Raw genomic sequence first — 17,388 nt, 5'->3', positions numbered from 1 at the left:
CGTCCATGCCGTCACTTTCCATAGACGTCGGTTTGCGGGCCGTCCTGAACCTTGCAAATCAGCGAGGTTGGCTTTCCATAGGCGTACTTGAGCTGCGTGTTGGAGAAGTGCTCCTGCCTGAATTCCAGGATCCGGCACTCCTTGCCGTTCATTTCCAGCGTGAATGTGTTTTTCCGGATGTACCCGTCTTCAACCATTTCCATGGTGTGGATGGCATGAAGACGCTTTGCCGAGAGCCGCTGAACATCCACGAAATGGACGATCGGGTCGCCGGATTTCGTTTTATTGACCCTTTCACCTGATCCCGTGCCGGTTGGTATCCGGACGCCTTCCGTTTCGAAGTTCGAGTGAAACGAAAAGGAATAGAACAGGTCGTCGTTCCCGGCGAAGAAGATGGCGGCGAGATAGAACCACTCGCTGTGTTCCCAGACGCAGGACTGTGTGCCGTCGGCAAAACCGCAGATCGGCATCGTGATGTCGATCGTTATCGTCTTGCCGGACATGTCGTCCGCGCTTGCGTTTCCGGCAAGGCCGGTCGCAAGAAGCAGGCTGGCTGCCAGAGTTTTTATCGACCCCATCTTGCCCCGATCAGCTGAAGCTCGAACACGCATGCCGCATTGCCAGGTCAGTCACAATATTGCTGGCCGTTGAACGTGAAGCAGTTGCCTCCGGATGAGGAGGACTGGGGACTGGGTTTTGATTTCGTGTAACACTGTCCGGCTGAAGACAGCAGTTGTCCGGCCGGGCAGGTTTTCAGAACACACTCGTTGTTCTTCAATACGTAGCGGGCGGAACAGGTCAGCGGACATATCCTGCCGTTGAGCTGTCGGAGTTTCTTCAGGACAGCTGCGTTGGGAGACAAGGACGCAAGCTGAAGCTTGGCTTCGTTCCTCAAAGTGTCGAGTGCGCGGCCGCTTTTCGGGCCCCAGACACCGTCTGGCGAACCTGCGTCGCAGCCAAGCCTGTTGAGTTCCACCTGGACGGCTCGGGTCAGTTCCTTCGGGTCATCCGGAATTGGCACTTCGGTGACCGATTGGCCGGTTCCGGACGGGTCAAGGCTTGCCTGCACCTGTGGCTTTTCCTCGAGGGCTTTGAGGCGGCTGGCCGCGACACCTGCGAAAAGTCCGTTCGGAAACTTCGCGAGGTAGGCGCGCAGTTCGGAGATCGTCGGATTGTCGCGAATGGCGGTCCAGTAGGCCACGTCAAGGCTGCCCTGGCTGCCGGCTTCTCCTGCGTTATCGCCGGGCAGTGGACCGTCTTCATAAAAGTAGAAATCACCGGTGATCGAGCTGACTTCCCAGGGCACCTGCCGGTCGGCGGTTTCGGCCAGAACATCGCGCCGGGCCTGCTTGAAGACGGATTCGATCGGCTCGCCGGGGCTGGTTTCGATGGCGCGGGTGAGGGCGGCCGTATAAGGGGAATTTCCGTCCGACCCGTCCATGGCGACCTGACCGGGCGACGTCGCGTAGGCGATCAAGGTGCCCATCGGTGCATCGATGGGGGCAAGCCCGCGTGTCGCCGAGCGAAAGGAGCCCCTGAAGGGATTGTTCCGACAGGCATCCAGAACCACGATGTTGACCGGACTGCTGGACGAATTCATCACCTTGAGAAAATCGTTGACGTTGATGCCCTCAAGATCGACCTCGTCCTCATCCGCCAGAAGGGCGTTCACCGGGATTAGATAATTTTCACCGCGTACCTGGACACCGTGGCCTGCGTAGTAGATCAGGCCGGCTTCGACAGTCGAATCCCGCAAGGTGCGGCCGAACGCGAGCAGTTCGCGTTTCATATCCCTGTAGTTGCCGTCTATCAGCTGCCTGACTTCAAAACCTGCATTTTCCAATGTCTTCGCCATCAGGCGCGCATCGTTTTCCGGGTTTTTCAGCGACTGGATATGATCGTAGTTTGAATTTCCGATGATGAGCGCAACGCGCTTACCTGCAAATGCGTCACTTGTGCTGGAAATTATCTGAAGAAATACGATAGCTGTAATAATGACGCTTAAACGAACAAAATGTGTCGGCAGCAAATATTTCACTAGTAGCCCCCGCTAAGTGAATGAAATGAAAGAGTGCTTGCTGATTACTCACCTTTGTATAGCTTCAGCACCGGTTTCCTGTCCACATCGTCAATGTACAAAGACCATTGCCAAGTGCTGTGGTCGTCCTGTCTTCCGGTTCTGGTCTTGTATTCGTGCCGGGAAGGGATGCGGGGCGTGCAGATCGGGGGGGCACGCCCGCAGTCTTTAGCTCCAGACCGTTTCCTGCCCATTTTCAAGCACATGAACCACGCCTTGCGGCTCCTTGAGGCTGAGGATCTCAGTGTCATCGAGGCCAAGAACGATACCCCGGATAACCTTGCCGATCTGACCATGGGCAACGGCGATGGTCGGGCCGGTCAGGCCTGCGAGCCAGGCTCCGGCCCGCTCCCGCATCTGCTGCAGGGTTTCGCCACCAGGTGCACCGAAGTACCAGGTGTTACCGGGCTTGCCGTCCATGTGCGCGGGATATTTCTCAAACATCTCGGGTTTTGTCAGGCCGCTCAATCCGCCAACATCGATTTCCATCAGCAGGTCGGTCTTGACCGGTGAGAAGTCGAAGGTCTGTTGAACGTAACTGGATGTCTCCAGGGTTCTGCCCAAGGGACTGACCATCTGGTCGTAACCATCGGCGGATGTCAGTTCTCGGGCAAGGATCTCTCCCAGCCTTTTGGCCTGTTCGCGCCCCTTGGCCGTCAGGGGAGAATCCAGCCGGCCTTGTGCGCGGCCGATCAGGTTCCACTCCGTTTCGCCGTGGCGCATGAAGACGATTTTTGGATGAGTCATTGATTGGTCTTTTCGCGTGTCGTTGTGCCCGCTTGTTCAGGTTCTGCGGGCATTGATGTTGAGTATGGATCGGGATTAACCGCCGGCCGGGACAGGACAGGCTTGAAGCCTGCCCGGCCGGCGAGGTGTCAGGCTGCAGCCACCTCGTTCAGGAAGGTCGTCACGGTCGACTGAATACGAACGGTCTGTTGGTTCAGGTTGTCGGACGCATTCAGAACTTCGCTTGCGGACTTCCGGGTGTCGCCGATGGCGTCCGAAACACTGGACATGTCTTCAACGACCGCGAGGGTTCGATTGGACGCCAGGGCGGCATTGCGGGCGATTTCATTGGTCGCATAGCCCTGCTGCTCGACGGGGGCTGCAATTGCGCTGGTGCATTCGGAAACGTCCTGCATGATTGCGACGATCTCGCCGATGGCGGTGACCGTTTCCGAAGCGGACGCCTGTATCGCTGCAATCTGGGTGGCGATTTCATTGGTTGCTCTTGCGGTCTGTGTCGCCAGCGACTTGACCTCTGCGGCTACCACCGCAAAGCCCTTGCCCGCTTCACCCGCACGCGCGGCCTCAATGGTGGCATTGAGTGCCAGCAGGTTGGTTTGTTCCGCAATCTCGGAGATCAGGGAGACGACACCTTCGATGCTTTGCGCCGTTTCCGCCAGACCGGTGATCTTGCTGCTGGTCCGGTGAGCGTTGTCCGCAGCATTGCTGACGATTTGCGTCGAGGTTTCCACCTGTCTCGCAATCTCGGCAATGGAAGCGGCCATCTCGTCTGTGGCTGCGGCGACGGCCTGAACGTTGCCGGAGGCTTCGGTCGAGGAGCCGGTAGCGTTTCCGGTGAGGGAAGACGCCGTCTCCGCAATCACGGTCATGGACTGGGCAGTGTCCTGCATCTGTCCGGCGTTTTGCGACAGACTGTCGAGGACGTCCTGAATGTCCTCCCGGAACCCGGCGACCAGTCTGTCGATATGCTGCTGACGCTCTTCACTGGCCAACTGATTTTGCATCCGTTCTTCGCCAAGGCGCCGGTTTTCCAGCAGGCTGTCACGGAAGATCAGGAGTGCCTGGCGGAGCTGGCCAACCTCGTCACGCGAGATTGCACCTTCGATCCTGACGTCCACATCACCGTTAGCAAGGCGGCGGGTTGCGGTCGTCAGAATGGAAACCGGCTGGGCGACGGTGAACCACAGGGCCAGTGCGGCTGCAATGCCGAACACCAGACCGACAGCGGAAACTGTCAGCAGAATGAGATTCGAATTTGCCTCTGTGCTGGCGGCATTGGTTTCCAGCCTGGCGTTGAGCGCTGTAATACCCTCGGCAAACTCCGTCTCGGCGGTGTCGGCAGATGAGAGAGCAACACGGAAATCGGCCATTGCAGACGTCAGCTTTGAAAAGGCGCTGCCCAGGGTTTCGATTGCCGAGCGCGCAGCGACCGCATCGGCACCTGTCAGCATGCTGGACAGGACCTCTTCCTGTTGCTTTTGCAAGGCTGCGATGCTGTCGAGCACAGCTTTGCGGGTAAGGGTCGACCTGTCGACCTGGAATTGCCAGAACGCATCGGACAACATGCGGGCTTGGGAAGCAAAGTCTTCGCCGGCCTTGGCTTCAGCGACGGCGGAGCGGGCAAGGCCTTCAAGGGCCAGCATATCACCGTGGGCTGTCTTATAGGCACGGCCAAGGGTATCGCGAACGGCGTTGGTCAAAACGGCAAGACTGTCGAAACCGTCGGTCAGGGCATCTCTTTTGGACAGGGCCTGGGACGGATCCTTCTGGATGCCGGCCAGCAAGGCGCGCATGGCGTCTGCGCCGGTGGCCAGATCCTGCGCCGGCTTCAGGCTGTCTTCCACGGTCTCGGAGGACGTCAGTTTACGGATCAGCAGGTAGTATTTGCCGAAAGACTTGCTGACAGCCTTCATGCGGGTGGTGTCCGGCTGCTGGAACAGGTGCTCTAGGTCCAGCTTGAGCTGCATGGACTGGGCGCTGGCAAGTGTTGCTGCCTGTGCAAGGTTACTGGCTGCTTCCCCACGTGTTCTCAAGGTTTGCAAATCCCCGACCAGTTGCTGTTCGCGTGTCGCTGCGGACAGCGCGACGCTGTGACCGATCGCCATCAGGTTTTCCAGCGAGGAGGTCATCTGCAGGCGCTTGCGCTCGATTTCCTCTTCGGAGGCAACCAGCGTGTCGAAAGCAGTCGAGAATGCTGCAATGTTCCCGGTTGCGGAGACAACATCCTCGCCTCCGGTTTCCAGTAGGGACAGCGTCCCGGAGATGTCGGCCATGCGGTCTTTCACCCTGGAGACGGTTTCCGGATCGCCTGTTTCGACGTAACGCGCTTTCAGCCGGTTGAGCTGTGCCATGGATGTGAGGGCGGAGCCCGCAGTCTGGGACGTTTGAATTGCCCCGCCCATCTGGCGCGTCGCGACATAGCCGACGACAGCGACGGACATTGTGAGCAGAACGGAAACGGCCATGCATATGGCGAGTTTCATCGATATCGGAAGGTTGCCGGCGGCTCTCATGTTTCCCCCATGAATCGAGTATCAGTGGTTCACTGAACTCCATGCCGCCACAGGAGTGATCCGGAAAAACTAGGTGGTAGTTGTTACCAAACACTTTATCGGCAGGCAGTTTTATCATTGCGACAAGTGCAATGGCTTGTTGGCATGAAGATCCTGCGCCGGACAGCTTCTTTGGAAACGTAGTGTTGCTTGGTCTGAGGCGGTGATTTTCTTCGGTGCGCTGGTGTCTTGCATCGATTCCGGGTATGGAAACTTGACCCAAGGTCAATTTTGAAAGTGTTTCCGGAAAAAATGGCCCGTGAACTGCGTTCACGGGCCCCGACGCCTGAACCGTGGGCTTTCAGCTTCTCCCATCCGGCAGTGGCGGCCGCCGGTTGGGGGAAGGGTGAGAGGAGGTTGGATCGGACGTCGGTTTTCTAGGCGTGAACATGCCGGGTCCCGGCAGGTGAGCCGTCACGATCTCATGCGGACCTCCTGCCGGAATGGGTCACAGCAACACGGCATTCCGGGTGTTGACGCTCATCTTCACTTCCATGCCGGGCTCGTACCAGTCGACACCGCCCACATGTTTCTGGTCGATGATGAGTTCGCTGCCTGCGGCCTCCACGAGATAGCGAGTCTGGCTGCCAAGAAACTCCCGGTGCTTGACCTTGCCTGTGATCAGGTCGGGGTGGTTCCGGTCGGTGACAATCTCGATGTTCTGTGGCCGCAGGACCAGTGACGAGCCGTCGGATCCGCCCGCGCCCAGATGAAGCACCTCGCCGGAAGCGATCTTGAAAGTGTCGCCGCCGTCGTCGCGATGAAGCGTGCCGTCGATGATGTTGGCGGTGCCCAGGAATTTCGCCACGAACAGGTTGGCAGGCGTGTCATAGAGCTGCTGCGGGGTGCCCATCTGCTGGATGACGCCACCGTCGAGCACGGCCATCCGGTCTGCGGTGGTGTTGGCCTCTTCCTGGTCGTGGGTGACGAAGATGGTCGTCAGGCCCAGCTTTCTCTGAAGGGACAACAGTTCCCTGCGCATCTGGGTGCGCAGGCTGGCGTCGAGGTTTGACAGCGGTTCGTCGAGCAGGAGGACATCCGGCTCGATGACGACGGTGCGGGCAAGTGCAACACGCTGCTGCTGGCCGCCGGAAAGCTGCGAGGGCATACGGTCTGCAAGATGCAGGAGGCCGACGAGTTCCAGAGCGCCTTCCACCCGGGTTTCGATTTCCTTGCGCGGGACTTTGCGTTCCTCAAGGCCAAAGGCGACATTGGCGCGAACCGACATGTGGGGCCACAGGGCATAGGACTGGAACACCATGCCGACATTGCGTTTCCAGGGTGGCAGCTTGGCAATGTCGCGGCCACCGATGAGAATGCGGCCTCTTGGCGTCGGACCGAAGCCCGCGATGGCACGCAGCAAGGTGGACTTTCCGGAGCCCGACGGGCCGAGGAAGGCGTAGAATTCACCCGGTTCGATGGTCATGTTGACGCCGCGCAGGACTTCGGTGGTGCCGAAGGAGAGATGCAGGTCCTCGATCCGTATTTCGACTGCTTTTCTGGTCATTGGAAGTGTTTCCTCGAAATTGAACGCTCAGTGGGATGCGCGGACTTCAGCCTTGCGGGCCCGGTCCTTCTCGATGATGCGGTTCGACAGGTATGTCCCCAGGCCGACGATCACGACGGCGAGGATGCCGAGTGCTGCGCCGGCACCCCGGCCGGACGGACTTTGCATGTAGAGGTAGATCCCGTAGGAGAGGGGAGCATCGTCGCTGGTGGAGACCAGCATGATGGTTGCCGACAGTTCGACCGCCGCCGTTGCGAAGCTGGTGACGAATCCGGCGAGGATCCCCCCGGCCATCAGCGGAACGACGATCCTGCGGATGGAACGTCCCTTGGAAGCGCCAAGGTTTTCCGCGGCTTCTTCAAGCGACAGGCTGACCTGCTGAAGCGCGGCCATGCAGGCCCGCAGCGCATAGGGCAGACGGCGCACGGTCAGGGCAATCACGATGATAACCCACCAGGATGCCAAAGGCTTGCCGATGACCGGAACCTCGAAGCTGTGGAACAGGCGGAGGTAGCCGATGCCGAGCACGACGCCGGGAACCGCAAGCGCTGCGGTTGCCATGTAGTCGAGCATTTTGCGCCCCTTGATGCCGGTCCGCAGCACGATATAGGCGATTGCCGTTCCCAGGATGATGTCGAAGCCGGCGGCAAGGCCTGCGTAGATCAGGGTGTTGATCACATATTGCAGGGACTGCTCGAACACGGTTGCGAAGTTGGCCAGCGTGTAGCCGTCCGGCAGCGGGCTGAACGACCAGATCGTACCGAACGCAAGCAGTGTCAGACCGAAATGCGGCGACAGGACCAGAAGCAGGATGAAGACGACGACGCCATAGGCAACGATCTTCTCGCCGCGTGACAGGTCGCGCCGGGCAAGACCGCCACCGCCCTTTTGAACCGTGGCGTAGTCCTTGCCCCGCATGAACAGGAAAGATGCCCAGAGCGAAAAGACTGAGAACGCGACAAGGATGAAGGAGATGACATAGCCCATCGGATCACTGATGCCGACGGAGGAAATCCGCAGATACGCCTGGGGCGCCAGCATGTTGTTGACGTTGAGCAGCAACGGGGTGCCAAGGTCGTCAAAGACCTTGATGAACACCAGCGCGGCACCGGCAATGTAGCCGGGCATGGCGAGCGGGAAGACGATCCTCCGGAACAGGCGCAGGCCCGTGCAGCCGAGGTTCTGGGCCGATTCCTCCATCGCCTTGTCAATGTTGCGCAGTGACGCCGACAGGTTGATCAGGATGAACGGGAAATAGTGCAGGGACTGGACGAAGATGACGCCGTTCAGGCCTTCCATGAACGGTATCTTGAAGCCCAGATATTGCGACAGCAAAAGGTTGACCGTGCCGTTGCGGCCGAACAGGAGCTGCATCGCGATGGCGCCGACGAAGGGCGGCATGATCAGCGGGATGACGCCGATGCTCTGGATCAGCGCGCTTCCACCGAAGTTGAACCGGGTGGTGATATAGGCCAGCGGCAGGGCGATAATCGTTGCCACGACCACGGACATCGCCGAGACGTAGAAGGAGTTCACAAAGGAACTGCGGAACAGCGACGAGCGGAAGAAGTCGCCGAAATTCTGGAGCGTCAGGGCTCCGGTATGGGGATCCTGAAAGGCGACGTAGGTTACCTTCAAAACGGGAAGGATGAGAAACGCCAGCAGGAAGATGGCGATCGCGACGCCCGCAATTGCGGTGCCGGACAGCTCGGGGAATATGCGCCACTGCCTTGCAGGCGCAGTCGCTGCATTGCTCGTAGTCATCGGCTATGGACTCCGGGGAAGAGGCCGCACCTTCCCTGTTCCGGGAGGTGCGGCAAGTTCGACGTGATGTTGTTTTTGGTTTTCCGTCAGAGGTTGGCGGCTTGTTCCGCCAAAGCCTTTGCCTTTGCGTAGTTCTCGACCACGAAGGCATCCCACTGCTGCTCGATTTCCGCCTGGCGGCCCTCGACGACGTCGGTTTCCTTCTTGCGTTTCTGCTGGAAGACGGCGGCAAAGGAGGGATCGAGACTTTCTTCCTCGGTGATGGGCGTTGCGTCGATGAGGGCGCGTGCTTCGGCGATCAGTGCCTTGGCTTCCGCATTGTCCTTGTCGGCAAGCGCGATCTCGGCAAGCTGCACGGCCCTGACTGCTTCACGCAGTTCGGTCAGGCGGTAGGTGACCATAACGTCGAACAGGGAATTGACGACGTTGTAGCGCTTTTCCGAGCGGTCGGCGTCGAAGTTGACCGATGCCTTCACGTCGTCGCCTTCGAACGGGTTCGGAATGCCGTCCGGTGCGGTCGCATATGCGGCCGGGTTGACGGGCAGACGCATGATGGCCGGATCGAACAGGACCTGCTGTCCTTCCGGCGACAGGACGAATTCGATGAACGCCTTGGCGCCTTCCGGGTTCGGAGCGTTTTTCACGACACCGATGTTGGCAGGCACGACCGCGGTCACGGACGGATAGGCGAAGTCGACCGGGAAGCCGGAGGCACGCGACGAGAAGCCGAAGAAGTCGATGACAACGCCGAGGCCGAAATTGCCCGAGTTGACGCCATCCGGCACGCCGAAGCTGCGCTCGGTCACCGTGCTCATGTTACCGGAAATCCATTTCCAGTCGGACCAGCCCTTTTCCCAGCCGGCGCCCTGCAGAAGCGTTTCGACTGTCAGGTGGGTGGTGCCGGAACGGGACGGAGCGGACATGCCGACATGACCGAAGTATTCAGGCTTGGCCAGGTCTTCCCATTCCTTTGCCGGTGCCAGCTCATTGGCCTGCAGGTAGCGGGTGTTCCACATGATGCCGTAACCGGATGCGGCAAAACCGTAATAGAAGCCGTCGGGATCGTTGATCGGATAGGTGCCGATCGTTTCCGGAATGCCTTCGGCGTTGATGTCCACCTTGGCCAGCAGGTCGTTGCCCTTGAGCACTTCAAAGGCATCGGGAGCGGACGCCCACATCAGGTCGGACGTGTTGTTTCCGGCGGTTTCCTGAATGTATTTGACCGCGGCCGAGGTGCCCTTGCTCAGGATTTCCAGCTCGTAGTCCAGGTTGGATGCAGCGAATGCGGCTTCAAACGCGTCGGTCAGTTCCTTCGGAAAGGAAGTCACGACGACCACCTTGTCGGCAGCGTTTGCCACGCCGGCAGACACCAGCAGTCCCAGTGCCGTAAGGCCCAGTAATTTCCTCATTGGATTATGTCTCCTCCATTCTGACGCAAGGGGGTGATCCAGCCCCTTGTTCTATCAGCGAGGAAACGCTATCACTGGCGAAATTTTCGAGTCAAATTATTGAATTTATTGACATTTTTGTGTCAAAACTGACACGTCGAACGTGTCGATCATGACCCGTCCTCCTCGGCAAGGCCGCAGCTTTTCAGGCGCAGGTAGAGCCTCTTGCGCGGGATTCCGAGCAGTTCTGCGGCTTCCGCCTTGCGGCCGCCGGTCTGGAGCAGCGCGTTTTGCAGAAGCTCGGTCTCGAAGGCGGTCATCGCCGCGTCATAACCTGCAGCGGCTTCAACGGGCTGGCCGGTGCCGATCTGCAGGTCAGCCTCCAGACCGATGACGAGGCGGGCGGCGATGTTGCGGATTTCGCGAACATTGCCGGGCCAGTCGTAGGTAAGGAACTGCTTTTTCTGGCGCGCCGACAGTTTGGGGCGCGGCAGGCCGTGGTTTTCGGCGGCCAGCTCCAGAAAATGATCCATCAACTCGATGACGTCCTCGCCGCGGTCACGCACCGGTGGAAGGGCAAGGGTCGCTACATTCATGCGGTGATAGAGATCCCCCCGCAGGCGGCCGTCGTGGACAAGGGCAGCAGGGTTGGTCTTCACACCGGCGATGACGCGAATGTCGACCGGGATGGCATCGCTGCCTCCCAGTCTGGTGATCTTGCGTTCTTCCAGGACACGCAGAAAACGTGTCTGCAAGGCATTGGGCATGGAATCGAGTTCGTCCAGATAGAGCGTTCCCCCCTGTGCCCGTTCGATCCGGCCGGGGAAGGTGCCGTTTTCGGTCTCTAAACCGAACAGCTCGCGGTCGATGTCCATTTCCGTGACTGCACCGCAATTGATGGTGACCAGCGGCCCCGGTGCGCGTGGGGACAATTGATGCAGGCAGCGTGCGGTCAGGTCCTTGCCGGTGCCGGTTTCACCGTGCAGAAGCGCATCGACATTCAGCGGTCCGATGCGCGTGATCGTGGAGCGCAATTCGGCCATCACCTGCGAGCTGCCGATGAGCTGACCCTGTGGGTCCCGGATACGCTGAACCTTGCGCCGCAGTGCGAGGTTTTCAAGCTGAAGCCTGCGTTTTTCAAGCGCCCGGCGGGCCGTGTCGATCAGGTGTTGCGGTTCGGTGGATTTCTCGATGAAGTCATAGGCGTTGTGCTTCATCGCCTGGATCGCGGTCTTGACGTCACCGTGGGCTGTAATGACGATGAAGGGGACCTGGGGGGCGTTTTCCTGGATCAGGCGCAGAAACTCCATGCCGGTTCTGCCGGGCATGCGAATGTCGCTGATGACGATCCCGTTCCAGTTGGGCTGGATCTGTTCGGCAATCACATTCGCATTGGCATAACTGCGCACGCTGAAACCGGCGAGCTCGAGCGTTTCCTGCATCGCATCCAGCAGATCCGCATCATCGTCGACCAGAACGATTTCGCCCGTTTCAAACCGAGTGCTCAAGCTGCCCCACCTTGTTCTGTGCCGCGCATGGCAGCCTCAGCTGAACGGTTACGCCACCCTGGTCGTTTTCCGCAAGTTCAAGATGGCCGTTCATGTCCTGCATGATGTTGAAGGAGATCGTCAGTCCGAGGCCAAGGCCCTTGCCGACGTCCTTGGTGGTCACGAACGGGTCCGTCAACTGTGTTGCGGCCTGTCCCTGCAGGCCGACGCCATTGTCGATGATCAGGATGGTCGCGTCATTGCCGGCTACCTCTGCCTCGATGCGGATTTCCCCGCCACCAACCGCTTTCATGTCAATGGCATCGACAGCGTTGCCGATGACGTTGATCAGCACCTGTTCCAGCAACACGGGGTCCGCCCGGACTGCAAGCTTGCCGGCGGTGTCGGATACCGCGAGCGCGACGTTGCTTTCCTCCAACCGGCGCTCAAACAGCGAGGCCACCGGTTCCAGGGCCTGATCCAGCGTCAGGTCCTTGACGGCATAGTCCGACCGGCGGGCAATTCCGTTCAGGTGTTTGATGACACGCGACATCCGTTCGGCAAGGTTTTCGACCACATCGACCTTTGCCTCGACAGCCTCGCTTTTGCCCTTGGCAAGCAGCAGTCGAAGATTGTGCAAATGATGCTTCATGGCCGCGAGCGGCTGGTTCAGTTCGTGGCTGATGCCCGCAGACATCTGGCCGAGGGCCGCAAGCTTGCCGGCCTGAACAAGTTCGCGCTGGGTCTGCTTGAGCTGGTCGAACGCCCGTTTGCGCTCGACGATTTCGGTCTGCAGGTCTTCATGGGTTCTGTTCAGTTCGACCACCGAGGACCTGAAGATCTCCGTCGCGGCTCCCATGCGGGCGATCTCGTCGTTGCCGCGCGTGGGGATGGGCGTCGTCAGGTTGCCCTGGGCAATCTCGATCAGGGCGTCTGCCAGCCTATGCAGTCGGGCAACAATCTGGTTGCGCACGTAAAAAAGCAGGATCCCGGCACAGATAATGCCGCAGATAACCGTGGCGACGGCCAGAAGCAGGGAAGCAATGCGCAGTCGTTCAGCCGCCTGGTTGGCAAAGGTGAGGGCCGCAAGACGCCGTTCTCTGCCCAGTTCGACCAGGGCTGCCTGAAGATCGGCGACGGCGGCCTGCGCGGTGCTCAGGTCGGCAAGCGCTTGCTGCTGGAGCTCGATCCGGTCCCGCGATCCGGCGAAAACGCCCGTGTCGTCATAGGCGAAGGCCTGCAGCCTTTCCAGGGAGGACACCAGGGTTTCGGTGTCCGCTTTCTGCGGAACTTCCGCGAGCATTCCCTGAAGGTTTTCAAGCGCGTCGAAGTTCAGGTCTTCAAGCTGTGCAAGTTTTTCGGCGGTGTCGACGTAAAGCGCCTGCAGCAGAAAGGTGATTGCCGTGGCGGTGCTGGACCCGATTGTCTGCATCTGTTCGCGAAGCAGGGTCTCCTGCCGGATGATCGTGGCGGCGGCGACCCGGTCCGTGCGCGATTGCGAGCGGACCATTTCCGACGACAGGCTGTCGATGTTGAAGGACAGATCCTGGATGCGGGCGGCGACTTCGGTCTGGATATCGATCTGCAGCCAGCGCAGTTCCACCTGATAGTGTTCAAGAGCCCTGTTGATTGCCTGAAGATCCCGGGACACCTGCAGGAATGACTGGAGCTTGTCGCTCAGGGTCTCCTTCGCCTCGATAATCTTCGCAGTGTTCCGGGTATCGTCCAGGATGTTGGTTTTCAGAAGATCCGATATGCCCCGACTGGCGGCCTCCACGTCTTCGCGCATGCTTTCCTGGTCGCGTTCCTGGGTCTGGGCAACGATCTCGGTCGCTATGACTGCCAAGCGTGTCGCGTATTCGGAAAGTTCCGACGCAAGGGCGATTTCCGGAATGCTCTTTTCGGTAATCTCACCGAAATCGCTGCGGGCCTGTGTGAAGAAGACCACGCCGATGGCCAGAATGATCCAGGTGATCGCAGCGATCGTCAAGATGGAGAGCAGCAATCGGAACCATATCGTGCCGCGTCCGCGGTTCGCCGTGTCAGTCATTCACACCCAAACCGTTTCGCACGTTAGTTTCGAGCCGGGTCAGCATGGCATCGACATCCGCCAGTTGATCCTTCGCGGCAACACGCCAGGTCGCAAGGCTCCATTCCTCACCGGTTCCGGCAAGCGAATTCACGCCTTCCTCCTGTGCGTCCCGGTAGCGTTCCGAGCGGACGGCGTCTATCTCCGAGACGGGCAACTGGTTGAGCCGCTTCTTTATCTTGATCAACGAGGGAACGAGTTCGGGAGACGCCTGCCGGCTCAATGTCTCCAGACGGCGCAGCAGGTTTCTGCGCTGGACCAGATTTCTGGTGATGAAGATATCGAACAGATCGTTGATGGCCTGGTATCTGGTTTCTGCAAGCTCCGGGTCATAGGTGGACCAGCTGAATTTCAGGGCAGCCTGCACTTCTTTGGGAAACTGGTTCAGCGATTGTTCGCGAACCGATGTGTCAACCGGAATTCTGCGGATATCGGATCGCGTCAGCAGTTCCTGCGCAGGTTTGCTGAGCATGAAATCAACGAACAGCCCGGCCTCTTCCGGTGCCGAGCCGTGATTGAGAATGGAGATCCGGGCAGGGGCCATCATCACGGGTTGGCCATATTGGAAGCGGACACCGTCATCGGTTTCGGTCAGTGCCAGAAAGTCGATGGACAGGCCTACATCAAAGCGACCGCGCTTGAGCCCTTCGATTACGCTGAAGCTGCGGGCGGTAATGGTTTTGAGGTTCTGCGACAGGCCGAAGATATATTGCCAGCCACGGTCCCAGCCGCGATCCTGAAGGATGACTTCAAGCAACATGTGCGTGGACCCCGACCGGGCGGGGTGGGACATTGCCAATCTGTCCTGAAAACGCGGATCCAGCAAGTCGTTCCAGGTGACCGGTGGCCGGCCTTCAAACCCTTCCATCCAGCACCAGCCGACGCCGGAATAGGCGAAATCGACGAATGTCTGACCGCCGTCCTGCGAGCGGTCCCGGAGGCGTCCGAATTTCTCCAGCAGCGAAAAGGCCTCCGGCGAGGAGGACCAGAACAGGTCGAAGCGGCGAGGGTTGTCCATCAGGATTTCCTCGACGGAGGCAACCGTGTTCTTGTTCAGGACAGTGACGTTGATCGCCGGATATTTTTTCGAGAACTCGTCGACGAACGGCTTCGTGAAATAGTCGGGCAAGGACGTCAGGACGCGCAGATCCCGCGCGTTTGCCGCAGTCAACAGCACGAGTGTTGTCAGGCAGTACATCGCGACAACCGCCAGAAAGGCCGGTATTTTCTGAAACCTGATTGCGCCTGACATCCCGGATTGCCTCATTTGGGCGCACCTTATATCAGAATTTGAAAGGTCGACGGAAATATCCCGAAGCAATCGCCGGGAGCAACGAACACGCCCGGGCTCTTGTACAGGGTCTGGTCCGGCGAGATTGTTCTGCCCAGTTTTGCGGGAAAGCCTCCTGAAAATCACCTCGCCGCCTAGACGCAAGGTCGATCGCGACAGGCAGGGCTAACTGTCCATCTTGCAGGTCGCACTGAATGAATATCCGACGCCATAGACAGACTTGATGGGCGGTTCCACGCCAGTATGGTCCTGGATCTTGCGACGCAGCCGGCTGACGACGGCATCGAGATGCCGGTTGTCGAACTGTGTCTGACGATTGGAGAGGAGCCGGGAGAGATCGTCCCGGGCACAGGGGGCCCCGGAATTCGCGACCAGAGCCTCCAGAAAGATTCTTTCCGTAGCGGTCAGCTTGATGGCGTCACCATCCGGCGGTAGCAGTTTCCAGGACACGTTGTCCAGCACCCATTCCACCGCATTGCCGCCTTCTCCCGAGGCACCCGACAATCTTCGTATCAGGCTTTGAACGGCGGCCAGAATTTCCCTGAGGCTGGTGTGCTTGACGAGATAGATGTCCGCCCCGCTGTCGAACCCGCGCACACGGCTTTCGCTGTCTCCGTGGGCGGTCAGCATTATGATGCCGCAATTGATTTTCTCTCGCAGATCCTTTGCCAGGTCGAAACCGTTTCCGTCGGGCAGGGAGACGTCCAGTATGACGACATCAGGCTGTTCGGCATTGCCAAGCGCTTCCCACATCTCGGCCGCGCTACCCGCGCCGCTGACCTGGTAGCCGTTGAGACGCATATAGTCCAACAGGTCGGTGCGAAGAACGCTTTCATCCTCCACAATCAGGATCCTGTTCATGCGGGTTCCTCCTCCTGCATCGTTTTCGTTTTTGCGGGCTCAAGTCCAGGCAGTGGCAGATGAACGCTGGCGAGCGTGCCCCCACCTTGTCTTGCTCTCAGGTCCAGTCGCCCCTTGTGATGGCCGACCAGTTGCCCGCAGGAATGCAGCCCCAGCCCGCTGCCTCCGGTTCCACCGGTATTCGAGGCCCTGAAAAAGCGGTTGCCGATTTGCTCCAGGTCGCGGTCCGGAATACCGATGCCGCGGTCCCTCACATCAATGACGATATTGCCCGTTTGGGTACTGATCGCGAATTCGACCTCCGCGTCCTGAGGCGAGTATTTGAGTGCGTTGTCGACCAGATTGACGATCACCGTGCGCAGCATTTCGGTGTCACCCCGGTAATCCGGCAATGGCCTGATCGGGTGGAGCCTGAGACGTTCGCCGAGGCCGGCGTGGTCGAAATGCCGCTGGACCTCTTTGGCAAGCGCTGCGAAATCCACCTGTTCGATCTTGAGCATCCCTTCATCCTGCCGCTCGCTCGCCAGAAAGCGGTCGATAAGCATCGTCATGCGCGACACGGCCTCGTCGATGCCTTTCAGCCGTTGTGCAACCGCTTCTTGCGGCCGGTCCAGCATCAGCGTCAGCATGTCGCTTGCATAGCGGATGGCTGCCAGCGGAGTGCGGAACTCGTGGCTGACCATGCGCATCAACTGGCGCTGGTCCTGCCGGGCGGTCTTTTCCCCCTCCAGGCTGGCCGACAGCTCTCCTTCCAGCTGCCGCCGCAAGGTCACCTCCCGCGCAAGTGCCGCGTTGCGGTCGCGCAGATCCATCGACAGGCGCAGGCCCACCATGAAAATGAGACAGAAGAAGAAGCCGACAATGAAGATGTGCCCCTGAAAGAAGTACCAGGTGTTGATGTTGGCCATCACCGGGTTGGCGACAGTTGAGGGCTGAAGGTAGACAAGTGCGCTCTGGAACAGACTTGCGGCGGAATATTCGCCAAGCAGGAAGATCATGATCCAGCGCAGGAATCGGGGTTGTGACCGGTCCCGGTAGAGCGTTCGGATCATCAGTCCCATGATCACCACCGTAAAGGTGGTCGAGCCATGAATGCGCAGGCCAAGGTCCGTCGGGTCGTAGAGAACGGCGAAGATCCAGAAGGCAAGCTGAGCCACGAGACACAAGACACTGAAACCGACAAAGCGGGGCTGGCCGAGGAAGCGTGCCAGACCATCGGCCCACAGAACCAGGCCGATCTTGAGCACCATGTTGTCCGTCACGATGCGCACGAGCGACGGGTCCGGGCCCCGCTGCAGATAGAGAAACAGTCCAAGCGCAATGGCAATGAACCCGGCCGCAATGACCTTCAGTTCATAGAGCTGCCGCCAGACAAACCAGACGAGAAGCCAGGCCACGGCCATGAAGGCCGTTGACGAAAATTCCAGCAGCAACATCGTCTTGAGATCGAGCATGAGATTGTGATGACGGAAGCGACGCGCCGGTTCAAGTAACAGTTTCGAAGGCCTGTCCGCACCGCCTCGTTTTTAGGCCGGTGTCACCGAAAGGAAGCAAGTATCGTCAGAATCTGTCAGAATTGATTAGTATTGGTAGGTGGAATTCGGGCTCTGACCCTCTGTATTTAC

At 59.3% G+C, this 17,388-nt stretch carries 12 protein-coding genes; all 12 read right to left on the bottom strand.

Translation table 11 applies throughout. The features are described 5' to 3' along the window. Window positions 1-11: 11 nt before the first annotated feature. Window positions 12-611, bottom strand: a complete 600-nt coding sequence (locus tag ACYQ54_RS07055) for a hypothetical protein (protein WP_460080619.1) — start codon at window positions 609-611, stop codon at window positions 12-14. 14 nt (window positions 612-625) lie between these two features. Next, window positions 626-2,038, bottom strand: a complete 1,413-nt coding sequence (locus ACYQ54_RS07050) for a caspase family protein (protein WP_460080617.1) — start codon at window positions 2,036-2,038, stop codon at window positions 626-628. A gap of 207 nt (window positions 2,039-2,245) precedes the next feature. Beyond that, window positions 2,246-2,824 carry a histidine phosphatase family protein gene (locus ACYQ54_RS07045; protein ID WP_460080616.1) on the bottom strand — a complete coding sequence of 193 codons (579 nt, stop codon included), beginning with the start codon at window positions 2,822-2,824 and terminating at the stop codon, window positions 2,246-2,248. Window positions 2,825-2,952: 128 nt separating this feature from the next. Continuing rightward, on the bottom strand, window positions 2,953-5,289 hold the full coding sequence (locus ACYQ54_RS07040) for a methyl-accepting chemotaxis protein (protein WP_460080613.1): 2,337 nt from the start codon (window positions 5,287-5,289) through the stop codon (window positions 2,953-2,955). 535 nt (window positions 5,290-5,824) lie between these two features. After that, entirely contained in the window at window positions 5,825-6,883 is a 1,059-nt protein-coding gene (locus ACYQ54_RS07035; protein ID WP_460080612.1) for an ABC transporter ATP-binding protein, read from the bottom strand. A gap of 27 nt (window positions 6,884-6,910) precedes the next feature. Beyond that, window positions 6,911-8,647 (bottom strand): ABC transporter permease, encoded by a 1,737-nt coding sequence (locus ACYQ54_RS07030; RefSeq protein WP_460080611.1) that lies wholly within the window; start codon window positions 8,645-8,647, stop codon window positions 6,911-6,913. An 86-nt stretch (window positions 8,648-8,733) separates the two neighbouring features. After that, entirely contained in the window at window positions 8,734-10,056 is a 1,323-nt protein-coding gene (locus tag ACYQ54_RS07025; RefSeq protein WP_460080608.1) for an ABC transporter substrate-binding protein, read from the bottom strand. A gap of 149 nt (window positions 10,057-10,205) precedes the next feature. Continuing rightward, entirely contained in the window at window positions 10,206-11,543 is a 1,338-nt protein-coding gene (locus ACYQ54_RS07020) for a sigma-54-dependent transcriptional regulator (RefSeq protein ID WP_460080606.1), read from the bottom strand. Further along, the gene (locus ACYQ54_RS07015; RefSeq protein ID WP_460080604.1) at window positions 11,527-13,572 is read right to left on the bottom strand and encodes an ATP-binding protein; all 2,046 of its coding nucleotides are present in this window, start codon (window positions 13,570-13,572) and stop codon (window positions 11,527-11,529) included. Before ACYQ54_RS07015 ends, ACYQ54_RS07020 begins: the two co-directional genes overlap by 17 nt. Further along, entirely contained in the window at window positions 13,565-14,863 is a 1,299-nt protein-coding gene (locus tag ACYQ54_RS07010; protein ID WP_460080601.1) for an ABC transporter substrate-binding protein, read from the bottom strand. The genes ACYQ54_RS07015 and ACYQ54_RS07010 overlap by 8 nt, the downstream gene beginning before the upstream one ends. A gap of 204 nt (window positions 14,864-15,067) precedes the next feature. Then, the gene (locus tag ACYQ54_RS07005; RefSeq protein WP_460080600.1) at window positions 15,068-15,763 is read right to left on the bottom strand and encodes a response regulator transcription factor; all 696 of its coding nucleotides are present in this window, start codon (window positions 15,761-15,763) and stop codon (window positions 15,068-15,070) included. Then, window positions 15,760-17,217 carry a sensor histidine kinase gene (locus tag ACYQ54_RS07000; protein ID WP_460080599.1) on the bottom strand — a complete coding sequence of 486 codons (1,458 nt, stop codon included), beginning with the start codon at window positions 17,215-17,217 and terminating at the stop codon, window positions 15,760-15,762. The genes ACYQ54_RS07005 and ACYQ54_RS07000 overlap by 4 nt, the downstream gene beginning before the upstream one ends. Between the last annotated feature and the right edge of the window lie 171 nt (window positions 17,218-17,388).

The sequence above is a fragment of the Roseibium sp. LAB1 genome (assembly GCF_054658235.1).
Note: the sequence above shows the minus strand (reverse complement) of the source record. Positions and strands in the feature narration are given on the sequence as shown.

Excerpts from the sequence above, each read along its gene's own strand:
- ACYQ54_RS07025 (WP_460080608.1), bottom strand. The coding sequence starts at position 10,056 with ATGAGGAAATTACTGGGCCTTACGGCACTGGGACTGCTGGTGTCTGCC.
- ACYQ54_RS07005 (WP_460080600.1), bottom strand. The coding sequence starts at position 15,763 with ATGAACAGGATCCTGATTGTGGAGGATGAAAGCGTTCTTCGCACCGAC.
- ACYQ54_RS07055 (WP_460080619.1), bottom strand. The coding sequence starts at position 611 with ATGCGTGTTCGAGCTTCAGCTGATCGGGGCAAGATGGGGTCGATAAAA.
- ACYQ54_RS07030 (WP_460080611.1), bottom strand. The coding sequence starts at position 8,647 with ATGACTACGAGCAATGCAGCGACTGCGCCTGCAAGGCAGTGGCGCATA.
- ACYQ54_RS07045 (WP_460080616.1), bottom strand. The coding sequence starts at position 2,824 with ATGACTCATCCAAAAATCGTCTTCATGCGCCACGGCGAAACGGAGTGG.
- ACYQ54_RS07040 (WP_460080613.1), bottom strand. The coding sequence starts at position 5,289 with ATGGCCGTTTCCGTTCTGCTCACAATGTCCGTCGCTGTCGTCGGCTAT.
- ACYQ54_RS07010 (WP_460080601.1), bottom strand. The coding sequence starts at position 14,863 with ATGTCAGGCGCAATCAGGTTTCAGAAAATACCGGCCTTTCTGGCGGTT.
- ACYQ54_RS07015 (WP_460080604.1), bottom strand. The coding sequence starts at position 13,572 with ATGACTGACACGGCGAACCGCGGACGCGGCACGATATGGTTCCGATTG.
- ACYQ54_RS07035 (WP_460080612.1), bottom strand. The coding sequence starts at position 6,883 with ATGACCAGAAAAGCAGTCGAAATACGGATCGAGGACCTGCATCTCTCC.
- ACYQ54_RS07000 (WP_460080599.1), bottom strand. The coding sequence starts at position 17,217 with ATGCTCGATCTCAAGACGATGTTGCTGCTGGAATTTTCGTCAACGGCC.